This is a genomic window from Haemophilus parainfluenzae (genome assembly GCF_014931395.1).
Taxonomy (GTDB): Bacteria; Pseudomonadota; Gammaproteobacteria; order Enterobacterales; family Pasteurellaceae; genus Haemophilus_D.
On record NZ_CP063120.1, the window covers coordinates 2045723 to 2059704 of the forward strand.

A 13982-nucleotide genomic window follows, 5' to 3' on the forward strand; every position below is an offset into this window, starting at 1 on the left:
GCGGGGCTTTTTTATTGGTATCTAAAAATCTCTTTTAGAGATCTATGTCTATTGATTAAAACTACTCGCCTTCTTCTAATTCATCAGCCATTGCAGCCAAGATTTCACGGGTTAAATACGCCAATGAACGATAGAAAGGAAGTGTGGCATAAGTTTCCACTTGGGTTAAGAATTTCGCTGCACAAGGCAATAAGAAATCACCGAATAAATCTTGTTGAGCGGATAGCGATTCCGTGTTGTCTTCTAACCAAGAAGCTGTAAGCAATAGCAAAGCGAAATGATCCACGTTTTCTGCTTCCGGTACATTACGGGTATTACGAAAATCCACAAAACGTTGCACATCTATATCGTAGCTTGAGATAGCTGTCGGCACATTACCATTTGGACCAAACAATTTTTGATATTCTTGATCAAGCAACGTTAAATCAATTTTCATTTGTAAATTATCAATGGCCGCTTCGCTTTCCTTATCTGTAGAAAGTGCCCAAACTTGACTTAAACCTTGTTGTTGTAACCAACCAAATACCCCACTTAAAATTGGATCCGTGGGGCTACGATAAAATAAATTGCCGAATAAGCGGCTAATTAAAGAGAAATTATTGACTTGAGTTTCTGACATCCGTTGCTTTCCTATAATTGTGCTCACTATTGAGCTAAAAGTGCGGTCAATTTTGCCGTTGTTTTTTCAGCAGCTTCATCAAGCATCGCCTGGCGGGCTGCATCATCGATAATGTGAATATCTCCGAACAGCGTGTAATCCACATTTTCAATACCGCAATAATTAAATAAACCATTAACCAAACAATGATTAAGGGATTTATCTACGCCAAATTCTTGATATTGTGCCACGCTGCTACCAATTGTGATAAATTGCTGCATTGCTTTACCATGAATAAGGCCTTTGGACTCACCATTCTCCGTTTTATAGGCAAAACCATGCGTGAGTACGCGGTCTAAATAGCCTTTTAGCATCGCCGGAAACCCCATCCACCATAAAGGATAAACCATCGTAATCAAATCCGCTTGGCGAATAAAATCATGTTCCTGCTGAATTTCTGCGGGGATAATACCCTTATTGGCCGATTGTAATTCTTCAAAGGAAATAATCGGGTTAAATTCCATCGTGTACAGATCACGCAAATAGGTTTCAACACCAAGTTGTTGGCTTGCTTTTACAATGCGCTCCACGATGGCACGACCAAAACTTTTTTGGCTATTAGGATGTGCAAAAATAATTAAATGATTCATTCTGCTACCTTTTTAACTAACAATGTGATGCCTTCAACGCGTTCGACCACTACAAGATCATTCACCGTTAAATGCTCACCTTGAATACGCCATGTAGTGTCGCCAAAGGCACCGCGACCAATACCGTTAGAACCAATTTCTAACACCGTGCCTTTTTTACCTAACAGAGTATGATCCCGTTGATTTAAGGTTGTACGTGATTGATCCTGATTATCTTTGCTATGTTGGTATTTCCACCAAAGCAATGAGAGAATAATCGCTAAAATCGCATAAAAAACGGCTAACGCGGTTAAGGATAAACTTGGCACCAATGCCATTACGCCTGCCGTCACAATCGCGGCTAAGCCCCACCACAATAAAAATACGCCAGGTACGAGAGTTTCAGCGATTAATAATACAAAACCTAATACCAACCAATGCCATACTGACCAAGTTGTTAACCAATCTGCCATATCAACTCCTTGAGAGAAAAAGTGCGGTCATTTTTAACCGCACTTTAAGAAATTACGCTTTTTTGTCGCCTTTTAACAGTTCGGCAATACCCGCTACCGAGCCGATTAAATTGCCGGCTTCAAGCGGCATCATCACCACTTTGCTGTTCGGTGAACCACCGATTTGTTTTAAGGCTTCCGTGTATTTTTGGGCGATAAAGTAATTGATCGCTTTGGTATCACCACTAGCAATTGCTTCTGACACCATTTGGGTTGCTTTCGCTTCCGCTTCTGCTGCACGTTCACGCGCTTCTGCTTGTAAGAAGGCTTCTTGACGTTCCCCTTCCGCTTTCAGAATACGGGCTTGTTTTTCCCCTTCTGCACGTAGGATTTCCGCCTGACGAATACCTTCCGCTTCTAAGACTTCCGCACGTTTATTACGTTCTGCTTTCATTTGGGCATTCATGGAATCAATCAATTCACGCGGTGGACGCACATCACGAATTTCAATACGGGTAACTTTAATCCCCCAAGGATTGGTCGCTTCATCCACAATTGCCAACAAACGACCGTTAATGGAGTCACGTTGGGAAAGCATTTCATCCAATTCCATCGAACCTAATACAGTACGAATGTTAGTCATGGTTAAATTGATAATCGCCTGTTCTAAATGATTCACCTCATAAGCCGCGCTACGGGCATCAATCACCTGAACGAAACAGACCGCATCAATGGATACGTTGGCGTTATCCTTAGAAATGACTTCTTGTGACGGAATATCTAATACTTGTTCCATCATATTGATCTTACGGCCAACACGATCCACAAATGGTACAACGAAGTTTAAGCCAGGCATTAAAGTGTGGGTATAACGCCCAAAACGCTCAATCGTCCAGTTATAACCTTGCGGTACGGTTTTGAGTGCTGAAAAAAGTACGACGACGACTAATACAATAAAGACGATTGCGGCAATAGATAAGCCTTCCATTGATTGCTCCTTAATGATGAAGAAATATAAGAAAAGTCTATCAAATTAGACCGCACTTTGTATATAAATATATTTATCGTTTTCTCTTATAAATTCAAAAAGATGCGTAATGCAATTCGGGGCATCTAAATCTTGATGAGAGACAAACAAAAGTTGGGTTTTACTATTATTAACCAGTTGCTCAATAAAATGTTTCACGAGCTTGCGATTTAATCCATCAAGCCCTTGAAAAGGCTCATCTAAAATCAAAACAGGCGGATATTTCACCATCGCACGAGTAATGAGCAATAAACGTTGCTGTCCCCAAGAAAGTGAACGAAATGGCTTTTTTGCTAAATGAGTCAGATTTAAACGAGCTAACCATTGCATAGCTTTCAAACGAATTGCCTCTGGTACGTGTTGATAAATCCCAATACTGTCAAAAAAGCCTGAAATGATCACATCTAGCACGGAACAATTCACACGATAATCTAAATGCAGTTGGCTGCTTACGTAACCAATTTTTTGTTTGATATCCCAAATGGTTTCACCTGAACCACGTTGTCTGCCAAAGATCACCACATGATTCGCAAAGGCTTGAGGATGATCACCTGTAATTAACGAAAGTAAGGTTGACTTCCCTGCGCCATTTGGTCCTTTAATCCACCAATTTTGATTTGGCTGAACAACCCAATTTAAATGATCCAAAATCACTTTATCGCCATACTGAACCGTGACATTTTTAAGTTCAAAGTGCGGTTGATTTTCAGGCAATTTTAGTAATGGTGAGGCTGGCTCAGGCAACGCTACATCAACAGACTGCTCCGCATACACTAATTGTTGATAAATACTTTGTTGCTCAATGGATTGACGTACACCTTCTAATACTAACTCTAAATTTTCCAACATCGCTAAATGAGTCGCTTCAGCAGGAATATCGGCCAAACGATTAACGATTAGAACGATTGCACATTCTTTTTTCAGTTCGTTTAACATCGCCATCCAATCTTGCACAGATTGTTGATCTAGTCCTTCAAAAGGCTCATCTAAAATTAATAGATCGGGCTTTTTTAATAACGCTTGTGCCAATAGCACTTTACGTGTTTCCCCGGTGGAAAGCTTGATAAAGAAACGATCTAAGAGATAAGTAATCCCTAATTTTTCTGCAATTTGTTCACAAAAAGCCAGCTCCGTACTGCCATTTAAAATGGTTTCTCTTGCCGTTTTACCAAAAAAATCTGGATCAGTATCATCGTTGTTTAAATTCTTTAACGTGGCTTCAAGAATTTCTCGTTGTTTTTCAAAAGAAAAGGAGTGAACACGTTTAAAAGAATTATGATACTCCCCTTCCTGTAAAGGCAACTCATTTTGCAAAGCTAACGCAAACGCTGATTTTCCACTCCCATTACCGCCTACCACAACCCAATATTGTTGTGGCTCAATCGCAAAGTGCGGTAAATTTAAGTTCTGTTTTTGATGAAGTTTAAATTTTGCTTGCTGAATTAAAAGTGTCATTCTCTTTCCTTTAAAAACAAAAGGCGAGCAATTGCCCGCCTTGTTAGATGAATTTAATTAACCGTTTTTACGCTCTTCTTCGATACATACTGCCGCAGTAAATAGTACGTCAGTTGAAGAGTTAAGTGCTGTTTCTGTTGAGTCTTGTAAGATACCAATCACGAAACCTACACCAATCATTTGAGCAGCGATGTCATCATTAATACCGAATAAGCTACAAGCTAATGGAATTAACAATAATGAGCCACCAGCAACACCAGAAGCGCCACACGCACAAAGCGCCGCAACAATACTTAATAACACCGCACTAACAAAAGAAACTTCAATACCTAATGTATGAACTGCTGCTAACGTTAATACGGTAATGGTAATTGCCGCACCCGCCATATTGATATTCGCACCCAATGGAATTGCCACAGAATAGGTTTCTTCATCAAGATTTAAGCGTTTTGCTAATTCAATGTTTACAGGAATGTTTGCTGCAGAACTACGAGTAAAGAATGCCGTTACACCACTTTCACGCACACAAGTCCAAACTAATGGATATGGGTTACGACGAATTTTCCAATAAACGAGAATCGGATTAAGCACAAAGGCAGTAAATAGCATTGTACCGATTAACACGAATAATAAGTGAACATATCCACCTAACGCAGATAAGCCTTTGTCAGATAATGTTTCAGCCACTAAACCGAATACACCGAAAGGTGCAAATGAAATAATCACGTGAACAATTTTAGAAATGCCTTCTGCAAAATCAGCCACAACCTGTTTAGTTGCATCTGATGCATGACGAAGGGCTAAACCTAAACCGATAGACCACGCTAAAACACCGATAAAGTTTGCTTTGAAAATTGCATTTAATGGGTTATCCACCACATTCAATACTAACGTTAACATGACTTGACCAACAGATTGAGGTGCTGAACTCGCATCCTCTTTTACTGCAAGAGCCACATCTGATGGGAATGCCATACTTGCAATTACTGCAGCCACAGCCGCTAAGAACGTACCCAAAAGATAAAGCATGACAATTTCTTTCATGTTACTTTTAGAGCCCACTTTCTTATTAGCGAGCGCAGCCATAACAAGGAAGAAAATCAAAATTGGTGCAACAGCACGCAATGCTTTAACAAAGATTTGACCGAGCACTCCAAAGCTAGATGCAAGATCAATACCTGCTGAATTTTTTACACTCTCATTCACCAAGGCAACAAGGATCCCGAGTACCAAACCAACGGCAATTCGTTTTACCAAATTACCTTGGAACAAAAAATGAAATAAACGTGTTGTATTCATAATAGTTTTAAATGAAGATTGAGTTGAACTTCAGATCGTTACGATCCACCGAAACAAGATAAAGATAGCTCAAATTTTATTTAAAAGAAAATTTTTTCTTTATTATTTTGTTAAAAAATTGAACTTTTTCAGTAAGGAATGAATTTTTTCTAAAATTTTCGCCTATAAAAAAATTTTTTCTATGCCCTATTGACATACTGTATCTAATACCAGTATATTACAACTGTATAAACAACCACTGATTAAAAACACACAAACTAAAAGGAACACAAGATGATGAACTACGCAAATACAGTTGCACAAAATGATATGACGTTTTCTTATCATCCTATGCCATTTTTCAATGATGTTGAAAGCAAATCGACATTTAATAAAAAATTAGATCTCAACCTTTATTGCATCAAACGTCCACAACAAACTTGTTTTATTCGTGTTACCAATCCGAATATGCTTGCTTGGGGGATTGAAATGGGCGATATGTTAGTGGTTGAAAAAAATGACAGCCTTTTCATTGGTGATCTTGTGGTATTAGAAAAACAAGATGAATTTCATATTTATGAATTTGCCGGCGTAAGCGGTAATGAATTTGTATTCATGGCATTAGATTCTAAAGTGGAAAATATTAAAACAACACAATGGACAAACCTTCCGTTAGTTGGCACGGTGACGAATACTATCCATCAAATGAAACCAAGAAGAGACTTAATGAAATTTGCGGCTTAAGCCAATAATCAGATAATCTAAATAAAGAAAAAGTGCGGTTAAAATTAACCGCACTTTTTTATTGAAATAAAATTGTCATTACATCACACGACGAGATTGTGTATAAGTTCTTGACCAATAATCTTCATCCAATGAACTAATTGTTACACCTTGACTTGTACTTGCATGCATAAATTGGTTATTACCAATATAAACGCCAACATGATTGTTGCGACGGAAGAACACTAAATCACCTTTACGTAATTCATGTTTTTGGATTTGGCGACCTAAATAGCGTTGTTCTGAGGTTGAACGTGGAAGCTCCATGCCGTAAGCATCGAGAAAAGCAGTTTGCATAAATGCAGAGCAATCAATACCATGTTTTGAAGTGCCCCCCATTCTGTAACGAGTACCAACCCATTCGTTATAAACTTGAGCAAGCGCTTTATCACCAATTAAACCTGATTTAGGACGGTTAGTTCTTAATTTAGGGTAAACGCCCCCTTTTTTCCCATCTAAACCAGCAATCAAACCCGTTAACTCAGCATCATCACTTTCACTAATCATGCCGTTTTGTGCCTGCCCCGAGTTGTTAGAGCAGGCTGTTGTCAAAACAGCCAAACCTACAATAATCAAAATCTTCTTTAACATAGCTTTTAAATAATAAAAAAATATAAAAACAAAACTGCTCGGATTTTATCAAAAAGTCATTATGCCCGCCAGTTTTTATTGAATTTTTATGCAATTTTGTGAGTGAGATCTCAAAAAAATAAGGACTACTCAATGAGTAGCCCTTAAAAGGATTAGAATTGATTATTTTTTCTTCGCTTTTGCATTTGGAAGATCGGTAATTGAACCTTCAAATACTTCAGCCGCAAGACCTACAGATTCATGAAGTGTCGGGTGAGCATGAATCGTTAATGCGATATCTTCTGCATCACAACCCATTTCGATCGCAAGACCGATTTCACCTAATAATTCACCACCGTTAGCACCTACGATAGCCCCACCAAGTACACGGTGAGTATCTTTATCGAAGATTAATTTGGTCATACCTTCTGCACATTCAGATGCAATCGCACGACCAGAAGCAGCCCAAGGGAATTTCGCGACTTCGTAATTTAAGCCTTCTTGTTTACATTCTTTCTCAGTTTTACCTACCCAAGCCACTTCTGGTTCAGTATAAGCAATAGAAGGAATGACTTTTGGATCGAAGTAATGTTTTTGTCCCGCAATCACTTCTGCTGCAACGTGACCTTCATGAACACCTTTGTGGGCTAACATTGGTTGACCAACGATATCACCGATTGCAAAGATATGAGGAACATTGGTACGCATTTGTTTATCAACATGAATGAAACCACGCTCATCCACTTCAACGCCTGCTTTACCTGCCTCGATCAATTTACCGTTTGGTGTACGACCGATTGCCACTAACACTGCATCATAACGTTTAGTATCGTTACATGCTTTGCCTTCCATTGAAACATAGATACCATCGTCTTTTGCTTCAACTGCTGTCACTTTAGTTTCAAGCATTAACTTGAATTTTTTCTCTACTTGTTTGGTGTAGATTGCAACAACATCTTTATCTGCTGCTGGAATCACTTGATCAAACATTTCAACGACTTCAACTTCAGAACCTAATGCATGATATACGGTACCCATCTCTAAACCGATGATACCACCACCCATGATTAACAGTTTTTTCGGTACTTCTTTTAATTTAAGTGCATCCGTTGAATCCCAAACACGTGGATCTTCATGTGGAATGAATGGTAATTGAATTGGGCGAGAACCCGCTGCGATAATCGCATTATCGAATTTGATTGTTGTTGGTTTACCATCACGATCACGTGCTACTAATGTATGTGGATCGGTAAACGCCGCTAAACCTTCAACAACGGTGACTTTACGTTGTTTAGCCATGCCAGCAAGACCACCTGTTAATTTTGCTACAACTGCTTCTTTACCTGCGCGCACTTCATCTAAATCAATGCGAGGCTCAGCGAAATACACACCGTTTTTGCTTGCGTGTTTTGCTTCTTCAATTACTTTAGCAACATGAAGTAATGCTTTAGAAGGGATACAACCTACGTTTAAACATACCCCACCTAATGTTGAATAACGTTCAACAAGTACTGTTTCTAAACCTAAGTCCGCACAACGGAATGCCGCTGAATAACCTGCAGGACCAGCACCAAGTACCACAACTTGGGTTTTAATTTCTTTACTCATTTTTACCTCGTAAAAACGTTCAAATTTTTGACCGCACTTGCAGTCCTTTCTGTAAGATGTGAGCCTAATCACTCACATCTTACCATGTTAATTACATCACTAAGCGACGTAAGTCAGCTAATACGCCATTGATATAGCTTAAGAAACGAGCACCATCAGCACCATCGATCACACGGTGGTCGAAAGATAATGATAATGGAAGCATTAAGCGTGGCTCAAATTCTTTACCATTCCAAACCGGTTGCATTTCTGATTTAGATACACCTAAAATTGCCACTTCAGGTGCATTTACGATTGGCGTAAAGTGAGTTGTACCAATACCGCCTAAGCTTGAAATAGTGAAACAACCACCTTGCATATCAGAACCTGAAAGTTTACCGTCACGTGCTTTTTTGGAGACTTCCATTAATTCACGAGAAAGTTCGATAATACCTTTTTTGTTCACATTTTTAAATACAGGTACAACAAGGCCGTTTGGTGTATCTACCGCTACGCCAATGTTGATGTATTTTTTAAGTGTTAATTTTTGACCGTCTTCAGAGATAGAGCTATTGAAACGTGGGAACGCTTCTAATGCTTTCGCTACCGCTTTCATAATGAACACAACAGGTGTAATTTTCACATCCAATTTTTGTTTTTCAACAATCTTGTTCTGTTCTTTACGGAATGCTTCTAAATCTGTGATATCTGTGCGATCGAAGTGAGTAACATGTGGAATCATTACCCAGTTACGATGTAAGTTTGCACCAGAGATTTTGTTGATACGGCTTAATTCAACTTCTTCTACTTCACCAAATTTGCTGAAGTCAACTTTCGGCCATGGTAATAAGCCTAAGCCTGCGCCATTTGCCACACCATTACCTGCGGCTGCAGAAGAAACCGTGCCGGTTTCAAATGCTTTAACAGCGGTTTTCACGTAAGCTTGGATATCTTCTTTTACTACGCGACCTTTACGACCCGTACCTTTTACGCGATCAAGGTTGATACCGTATTCACGTGCTAAACGGCGAATCACTGGAGTTGCGTGTGCATAGCCAGCGCTTGCTACAACTTGTTCTTGGCTTAAGCCAGATACATTACCTGATTGTGCTGCCGGCGCTGCTGCAGGTGCTGCTTGAGGCGCTGGAGCTGCCGCTACAGGAGCCGCTGCAGGAGCAGGTGCTGCACCCACCACTTCAAATTTCATAATTAATGAACCAGTTGAAACTTTATCACCTGATTTCACTAAAATTTCTTTTACCACACCCGCGAATGGAGCTGGTACTTCCATTGAGGCTTTATCGCCTTCAACGGTAATTAAAGATTGCTCTTCAGAAACGCTGTCGCCAACTGCAACCATGATTTCAGTTACGTTAACTTCATCACCACCAATATCAGGTACATTCACTTCTTTAATGGCTGAAGCTGTTGGTGTTGGTGCTGCTGCAGGTGCTGCCGCCTGTTGAGCTGGCGCTGCGGCTGGTGCTGCACCCGCCACTTCAAATTTCATGATTAATTTGCCTGTAACAACTTTATCGCCTACGTTGATTAAAATTTCTTTTACCACGCCAGCAACAGGAGCAGGTACTTCCATTGACGCTTTATCACCTTCAACATTGATGATTGATTGATCAACTTCAACAGTATCACCAACTTTCACCATAATATCTGTTACGTTTACTTCGTCTGAGCCGATATCGGGTACATTAACTTCAACTACACTTGCAGCTGCTGGTGCGGCTGCCGGCGCTGGTGCTGCAGCGGCTGGAGCAGGTGCTGCCGCCTCCGCTGACTCTAAAACAAGCATTGGTGTGCCAGTTGTGACTTTATCACCCACTTTCACTAATACTTCTTTTACCACACCGGCTTCTGGTGCGGGTACTTCCATTGAGGCTTTATCACCTTCAACATTGATAATACTTTGATCAGCGGTAATGGTATCACCTACTTTCACCATCACTTCTGTTACGGTAACTTCATCACTACCGATATCAGGAATTTGAATTTGTTTTGACATGTTATCTTACCTTTAAAAAACGCAGTTAAAATCAACCGCACTTTATTTGTAGATGATCCTGTGCGTTTTTCGCACAGGATGTTTTTATTAAGCGTAAAGCGGGTTTAAAACTTCAGTTTTTAAACCAAATTTCGCGATTGCATCAGCCACCACTTTCGCATCAAATTTGCCTTGTTTTGCAAGCTCATGTAATGCTGCAACCACAACATAACGCGCATCCACTTCGAAGTGTTCACGTAAGTTTGCACGGCTGTCTGAACGACCGAAACCATCGGTACCTAATACGTGATAGCTTTGTGCAGGAATAAATGCACGAACTTGTTCTGCGAATAATTTCATGTAGTCAGTTGCCGCAACAGCCGGTGCATCATTCATGACTTGTGCAATGTAAGGTACACGTTGTTTTTCAGTTGGATGTAACATATTCCAACGTACAGCATCTGCACCTTCACGAGCGACTTCAGTGAATGAAGGCACGCTATAAACATCTGAGCTTACACCATATTCATTTGCAAGGATTTGTGCTGCTTCACGAACATGACGGAAGATCGCACCAGAACCTAATAATTGAACATGACCTTTGTTGCCTTTCGCTTCAACGGTTTCAAATTTATAAAGACCTTTACGAATACCTTCTTCTGCACCTTTTGGCATTGCTGGTTGTTCATAAGTTTCGTTTAATGTGGTGATGTAGTAGAACACATCTTCTTGTTTTTCACCGTACATACGGTTGATACCGTCTTGTAGGATAACTGCCACTTCATAAACATAAGCTGGGTCATAAGACACACAGTTAGGAATAACAAGAGATTGAATATGGCTATGACCATCTTCGTGTTGTAAGCCTTCACCATTTAATGTTGTACGGCCAGAAGTACCACCGATCATGAAACCACGCGCTAATTGGTCACCTGCTGCCCACATTAAGTCACCCACACGTTGGAAACCAAACATTGAGTAGTAGATGAAGAATGGAATCATTGGCAGGTTATTGACAGAGTATGAGTTTGCTGCCGCTAACCAAGATGATGCAGCACCTAATTCATTGATCCCTTCTTGTAATACTTGACCATCTTTCGCTTCACGGTAGTAAGCCACTAAGTCACGGTCAGAAGGCACATAGTTTTGACCATGTGGGTTGTAAATACCGATTTGACGGAATAAACCTTCCATACCGAAAGTACGCGCTTCGTCAGCAACAATTGGCACAATTTGTTTACCAATATTTTTATCTTTCAATAAGGTATTTAAGAAACGTACAAATGCCATTGTAGTTGAAATAGGACGAGCTTGAGCTTCCAATAATGGGGCAAATTCTTCTAAAGATGGCACTTTAAATTCAGTGGTGAATTTTGGTAAACGTTTTGGTAAGTAACCGTTTAACGCTTTACGTCTGCCGTGAAGATAATTGTACTCTTCCGAACCTTCTGGGAAGGTGATATACGGATAGTTAGGGATATCTTCATCTTTAATATCTAGGTGGAAATGATCACGGAAGTATTTAAGACTTTCGATCGACATTTTTTTAGATTGGTGAGCAGTATTTTTACTTTCTGCTTCAGGAATTTTATAACCTTTAACCATGTGTGCAAGGATTACTACAGGTTTACCTGCTGTTTGCGCTTTATGGAATGCCGCATAAAGTTTTTCAGAATCGTGACCACCACGTCTTAATGCCCAGATTTCATCATCTGTCATATCCGCTACTAATGCAGCAGTTTCTGGATAACGACCAAAGAAGTGTTCACGAACATAAGCACCATCTTTAGATTTGAAGGTTAAATAGTCGCCATCAAGCACTTCCATCATCAATTGAGTTAACTTACCTGAGGTGTCTTTGGCAAATAATTTGTCCCAGTTAGAGCCCCACATGACTTTGATCACTTCCCAACCAGCACCAGCAAATAAACCTTCTAATTCTTGAACGATTTTACCGTTACCCGTTACAGGGCCATCTAAACGTTGCAAGTTACAGCTTACAACGAAGATTAAGTTATCTAAGCCTTCACGTGCTGCGAAGGTTAAATCACCTTTTGCTTCGATTTCATCCATCTCACCGTCACCAAGGAAAGCATACACTTTTTGATCTTTGGTGTCTTTTAAGCCACGGTTATCTAAGTATTTTAAGAAACGAGCAGTACGGATTGCATTTACTGGACCTAAACCCATAGATACGGTCGAGAATTGCCAGAATTCAGGCATTAATTTCGGGTGAGGATAAGAAGAAAGACCTTTACCCGGTTCACATTCCTGACGGAAGTTATTCATTTGTTCTTCAGTAATACGGCCTTCAACAAATGCACGCGCATACATACCTGGCGCGGCATGGCCTTGGAAGAAGACTAAGTCACCGCCGTTTTTATCTGTAGCAGCTTTGAAGAAGTGGTTAAAACAGACTTCATACATGCTTGCTGCAGATTGATAAGTTGAAATGTGACCTCCTAATTCAAGATCTTTTTTCTGACCACGTAATACCGCCATGATCGCATTCCAACGTACAGCACTACGAATACGACGCTCAATAGCTTTATCACCTGGGTATGCTGGCTGTTCAGAAACAGGGATGGTATTAACATAAGGGGTTGTTACGCCACCTTTTGCAATGTTCACACCACCATTACGTGCCTGATCAATCACTTGATTGATGATGTAATGCGCACGCTCTGCGCCTTCAGCACGAATTAATGAATCAACAGCTGACAACCAATCCTGTGTTTCAATTGGGTCAATATCGTTTACTAAGGTATCTGACATAGTCTTTCCTTATTTTACTGAGTGAAAATGAAGTTTGGTTATGACCAAACACGAAAATCAAGCTTGTTAATCTATGTTACAAACATTTAACAAATCTTGTAAATTTTAGAAGATTTTTTGCAAGAAAGATAGTAGATTTTCACTGTTCTCACGCATTTCTTCGTGTTATTGCAATACTCTTCACTAAAAGTGCGGTCATTTTTAAAGGATTTTTGAGCTTAAATTAAACTATACTTTATATATTGCATTTCTTACCCGCTTTGATCTAAAGTGTTCGCATGCTTTTGAGCTTTTTAGAGGACAAAATATGAACACGACAACTCGCCTAATCTTTTCTCATAAACGAATAGCGCTCGTTGCACATGATAGCTGCAAACAAAATCTGCTCAATTGGGTAAAGAAACACAAAGAAGCACTAGCTCCCCATCAACTTTATGCGACGGGTACAACTGGCCATCTATTAGAAAGAGAAACGGGACTCAAAATAGCCTCACTATTAAGTGGACCGATGGGCGGAGATCAGCAACTTGGCGGACTGATTGCTGAGAAAAAAATTGATATGATGATTTTCTTTTGGGATCCGATGAATGCCGCGCCACATGATCCCGATGTAAAAGCCTTAATGCGTATTGCAACCGTCTGGAATATTCCCGTTGCGATTAATCAAAGCACCGCCGATTTTCTATTAACATCAAGCTTATTTGAGCAAGAAATCAATATTGATATCCCCGATTATGACGGGTATTTAAAAGCTCGCTTGGATTAAAAGTTAAATAAGCTCAACCTAATAAAAAAGGAGATAAATCACTTTATCTCCTTTCTAATTATTCCG

12 protein-coding genes are annotated in these 13982 nt (G+C 39.9%); 2 read left to right on the top strand and 10 right to left on the bottom strand.

Annotated features, from left to right (window positions below):
• Nucleotides 1-61: 61 nt before the first annotated feature.
• The 6 genes from INP94_RS10135 to sstT are packed head-to-tail and all read right to left on the bottom strand — an operon-like array spanning nt 62 to nt 5460.
• Nucleotides 62-619, bottom strand: a complete 558-nt coding sequence (locus INP94_RS10135) for a TorD/DmsD family molecular chaperone (protein ID WP_197543550.1) — start codon at nt 617-619, stop codon at nt 62-64.
• 26 nt (nt 620-645) lie between these two features.
• A complete protein-coding gene (locus INP94_RS10140; protein WP_197543551.1) occupies nt 646-1248 on the bottom strand; it encodes an NAD(P)H-dependent oxidoreductase in 603 nt (200 codons plus the stop codon).
• The gene (locus INP94_RS10145) at nt 1245-1700 is read right to left on the bottom strand and encodes an NfeD family protein (RefSeq protein WP_197543552.1); all 456 of its coding nucleotides are present in this window, start codon (nt 1698-1700) and stop codon (nt 1245-1247) included. The genes INP94_RS10140 and INP94_RS10145 overlap by 4 nt, the downstream gene beginning before the upstream one ends.
• A gap of 52 nt (nt 1701-1752) precedes the next feature.
• A complete protein-coding gene (locus INP94_RS10150) occupies nt 1753-2667 on the bottom strand; it encodes an SPFH domain-containing protein (protein ID WP_049366068.1) in 915 nt (304 codons plus the stop codon).
• Nucleotides 2668-2712: 45 nt separating this feature from the next.
• The gene (modF, locus tag INP94_RS10155; protein ID WP_197543553.1) at nt 2713-4161 is read right to left on the bottom strand and encodes a molybdate ABC transporter ATP-binding protein ModF; all 1449 of its coding nucleotides are present in this window, start codon (nt 4159-4161) and stop codon (nt 2713-2715) included.
• A 57-nt stretch (nt 4162-4218) separates the two neighbouring features.
• Nucleotides 4219-5460 carry a serine/threonine transporter SstT gene (gene sstT, locus INP94_RS10160; protein ID WP_197543554.1) on the bottom strand — a complete coding sequence of 414 codons (1242 nt, stop codon included), beginning with the start codon at nt 5458-5460 and terminating at the stop codon, nt 4219-4221.
• A gap of 273 nt (nt 5461-5733) precedes the next feature.
• Here sstT and INP94_RS10165 point away from each other — a divergent pair, with 273 nt between their 5' ends.
• Nucleotides 5734-6183, top strand: coding sequence for a LexA family protein (locus INP94_RS10165; RefSeq protein ID WP_075875252.1), 450 nt, complete (start codon nt 5734-5736; stop codon nt 6181-6183).
• 78 nt (nt 6184-6261) lie between these two features.
• Here INP94_RS10165 and INP94_RS10170 read toward each other — a convergent pair whose 3' ends face one another.
• The 4 genes from INP94_RS10170 to aceE form a co-directional block, all read right to left on the bottom strand.
• The gene (locus tag INP94_RS10170; RefSeq protein WP_005695690.1) at nt 6262-6813 is read right to left on the bottom strand and encodes an NlpC/P60 family protein; all 552 of its coding nucleotides are present in this window, start codon (nt 6811-6813) and stop codon (nt 6262-6264) included.
• Between the two features lie 162 nt (nt 6814-6975).
• The gene (gene lpdA / locus INP94_RS10175; protein WP_197543555.1) at nt 6976-8400 is read right to left on the bottom strand and encodes a dihydrolipoyl dehydrogenase; all 1425 of its coding nucleotides are present in this window, start codon (nt 8398-8400) and stop codon (nt 6976-6978) included.
• A 91-nt stretch (nt 8401-8491) separates the two neighbouring features.
• Nucleotides 8492-10396: a pyruvate dehydrogenase complex dihydrolipoyllysine-residue acetyltransferase gene (aceF, locus tag INP94_RS10180; RefSeq protein ID WP_197543556.1), complete on the bottom strand. Its 1905-nt coding sequence runs from the start codon at nt 10394-10396 to the stop codon at nt 8492-8494.
• Between the two features lie 87 nt (nt 10397-10483).
• Nucleotides 10484-13150 (bottom strand): pyruvate dehydrogenase (acetyl-transferring), homodimeric type, encoded by a 2667-nt coding sequence (gene aceE / locus INP94_RS10185; RefSeq protein WP_197543557.1) that lies wholly within the window; start codon nt 13148-13150, stop codon nt 10484-10486.
• 307 nt (nt 13151-13457) lie between these two features.
• Between aceE and mgsA the strand changes: the two genes are divergently transcribed.
• Entirely contained in the window at nt 13458-13916 is a 459-nt protein-coding gene (mgsA, locus tag INP94_RS10190; protein WP_197543558.1) for a methylglyoxal synthase, read from the top strand.
• Nucleotides 13917-13982: the final 66 nt, after the last annotated feature.

What these genes read in the sequence shown, in the direction of transcription:
- INP94_RS10135 (WP_197543550.1), bottom strand. Translation starts at nt 619, where the DNA reads ATGTCAGAAACTCAAGTCAATAATTTCTCTTTAATTAGCCGCTTATTC.
- INP94_RS10140 (WP_197543551.1), bottom strand. Translation starts at nt 1,248, where the DNA reads ATGAATCATTTAATTATTTTTGCACATCCTAATAGCCAAAAAAGTTTT.
- INP94_RS10145 (WP_197543552.1), bottom strand. Translation starts at nt 1,700, where the DNA reads ATGGCAGATTGGTTAACAACTTGGTCAGTATGGCATTGGTTGGTATTA.
- INP94_RS10150 (WP_049366068.1), bottom strand. Translation starts at nt 2,667, where the DNA reads ATGGAAGGCTTATCTATTGCCGCAATCGTCTTTATTGTATTAGTCGTC.
- modF (WP_197543553.1), bottom strand. Translation starts at nt 4,161, where the DNA reads ATGACACTTTTAATTCAGCAAGCAAAATTTAAACTTCATCAAAAACAG.
- sstT (WP_197543554.1), bottom strand. Translation starts at nt 5,460, where the DNA reads ATGAATACAACACGTTTATTTCATTTTTTGTTCCAAGGTAATTTGGTA.
- INP94_RS10165 (WP_075875252.1), top strand. Translation starts at nt 5,734, where the DNA reads ATGATGAACTACGCAAATACAGTTGCACAAAATGATATGACGTTTTCT.
- INP94_RS10170 (WP_005695690.1), bottom strand. Translation starts at nt 6,813, where the DNA reads ATGTTAAAGAAGATTTTGATTATTGTAGGTTTGGCTGTTTTGACAACA.
- lpdA (WP_197543555.1), bottom strand. Translation starts at nt 8,400, where the DNA reads ATGAGTAAAGAAATTAAAACCCAAGTTGTGGTACTTGGTGCTGGTCCT.
- aceF (WP_197543556.1), bottom strand. Translation starts at nt 10,396, where the DNA reads ATGTCAAAACAAATTCAAATTCCTGATATCGGTAGTGATGAAGTTACC.
- aceE (WP_197543557.1), bottom strand. Translation starts at nt 13,150, where the DNA reads ATGTCAGATACCTTAGTAAACGATATTGACCCAATTGAAACACAGGAT.
- mgsA (WP_197543558.1), top strand. Translation starts at nt 13,458, where the DNA reads ATGAACACGACAACTCGCCTAATCTTTTCTCATAAACGAATAGCGCTC.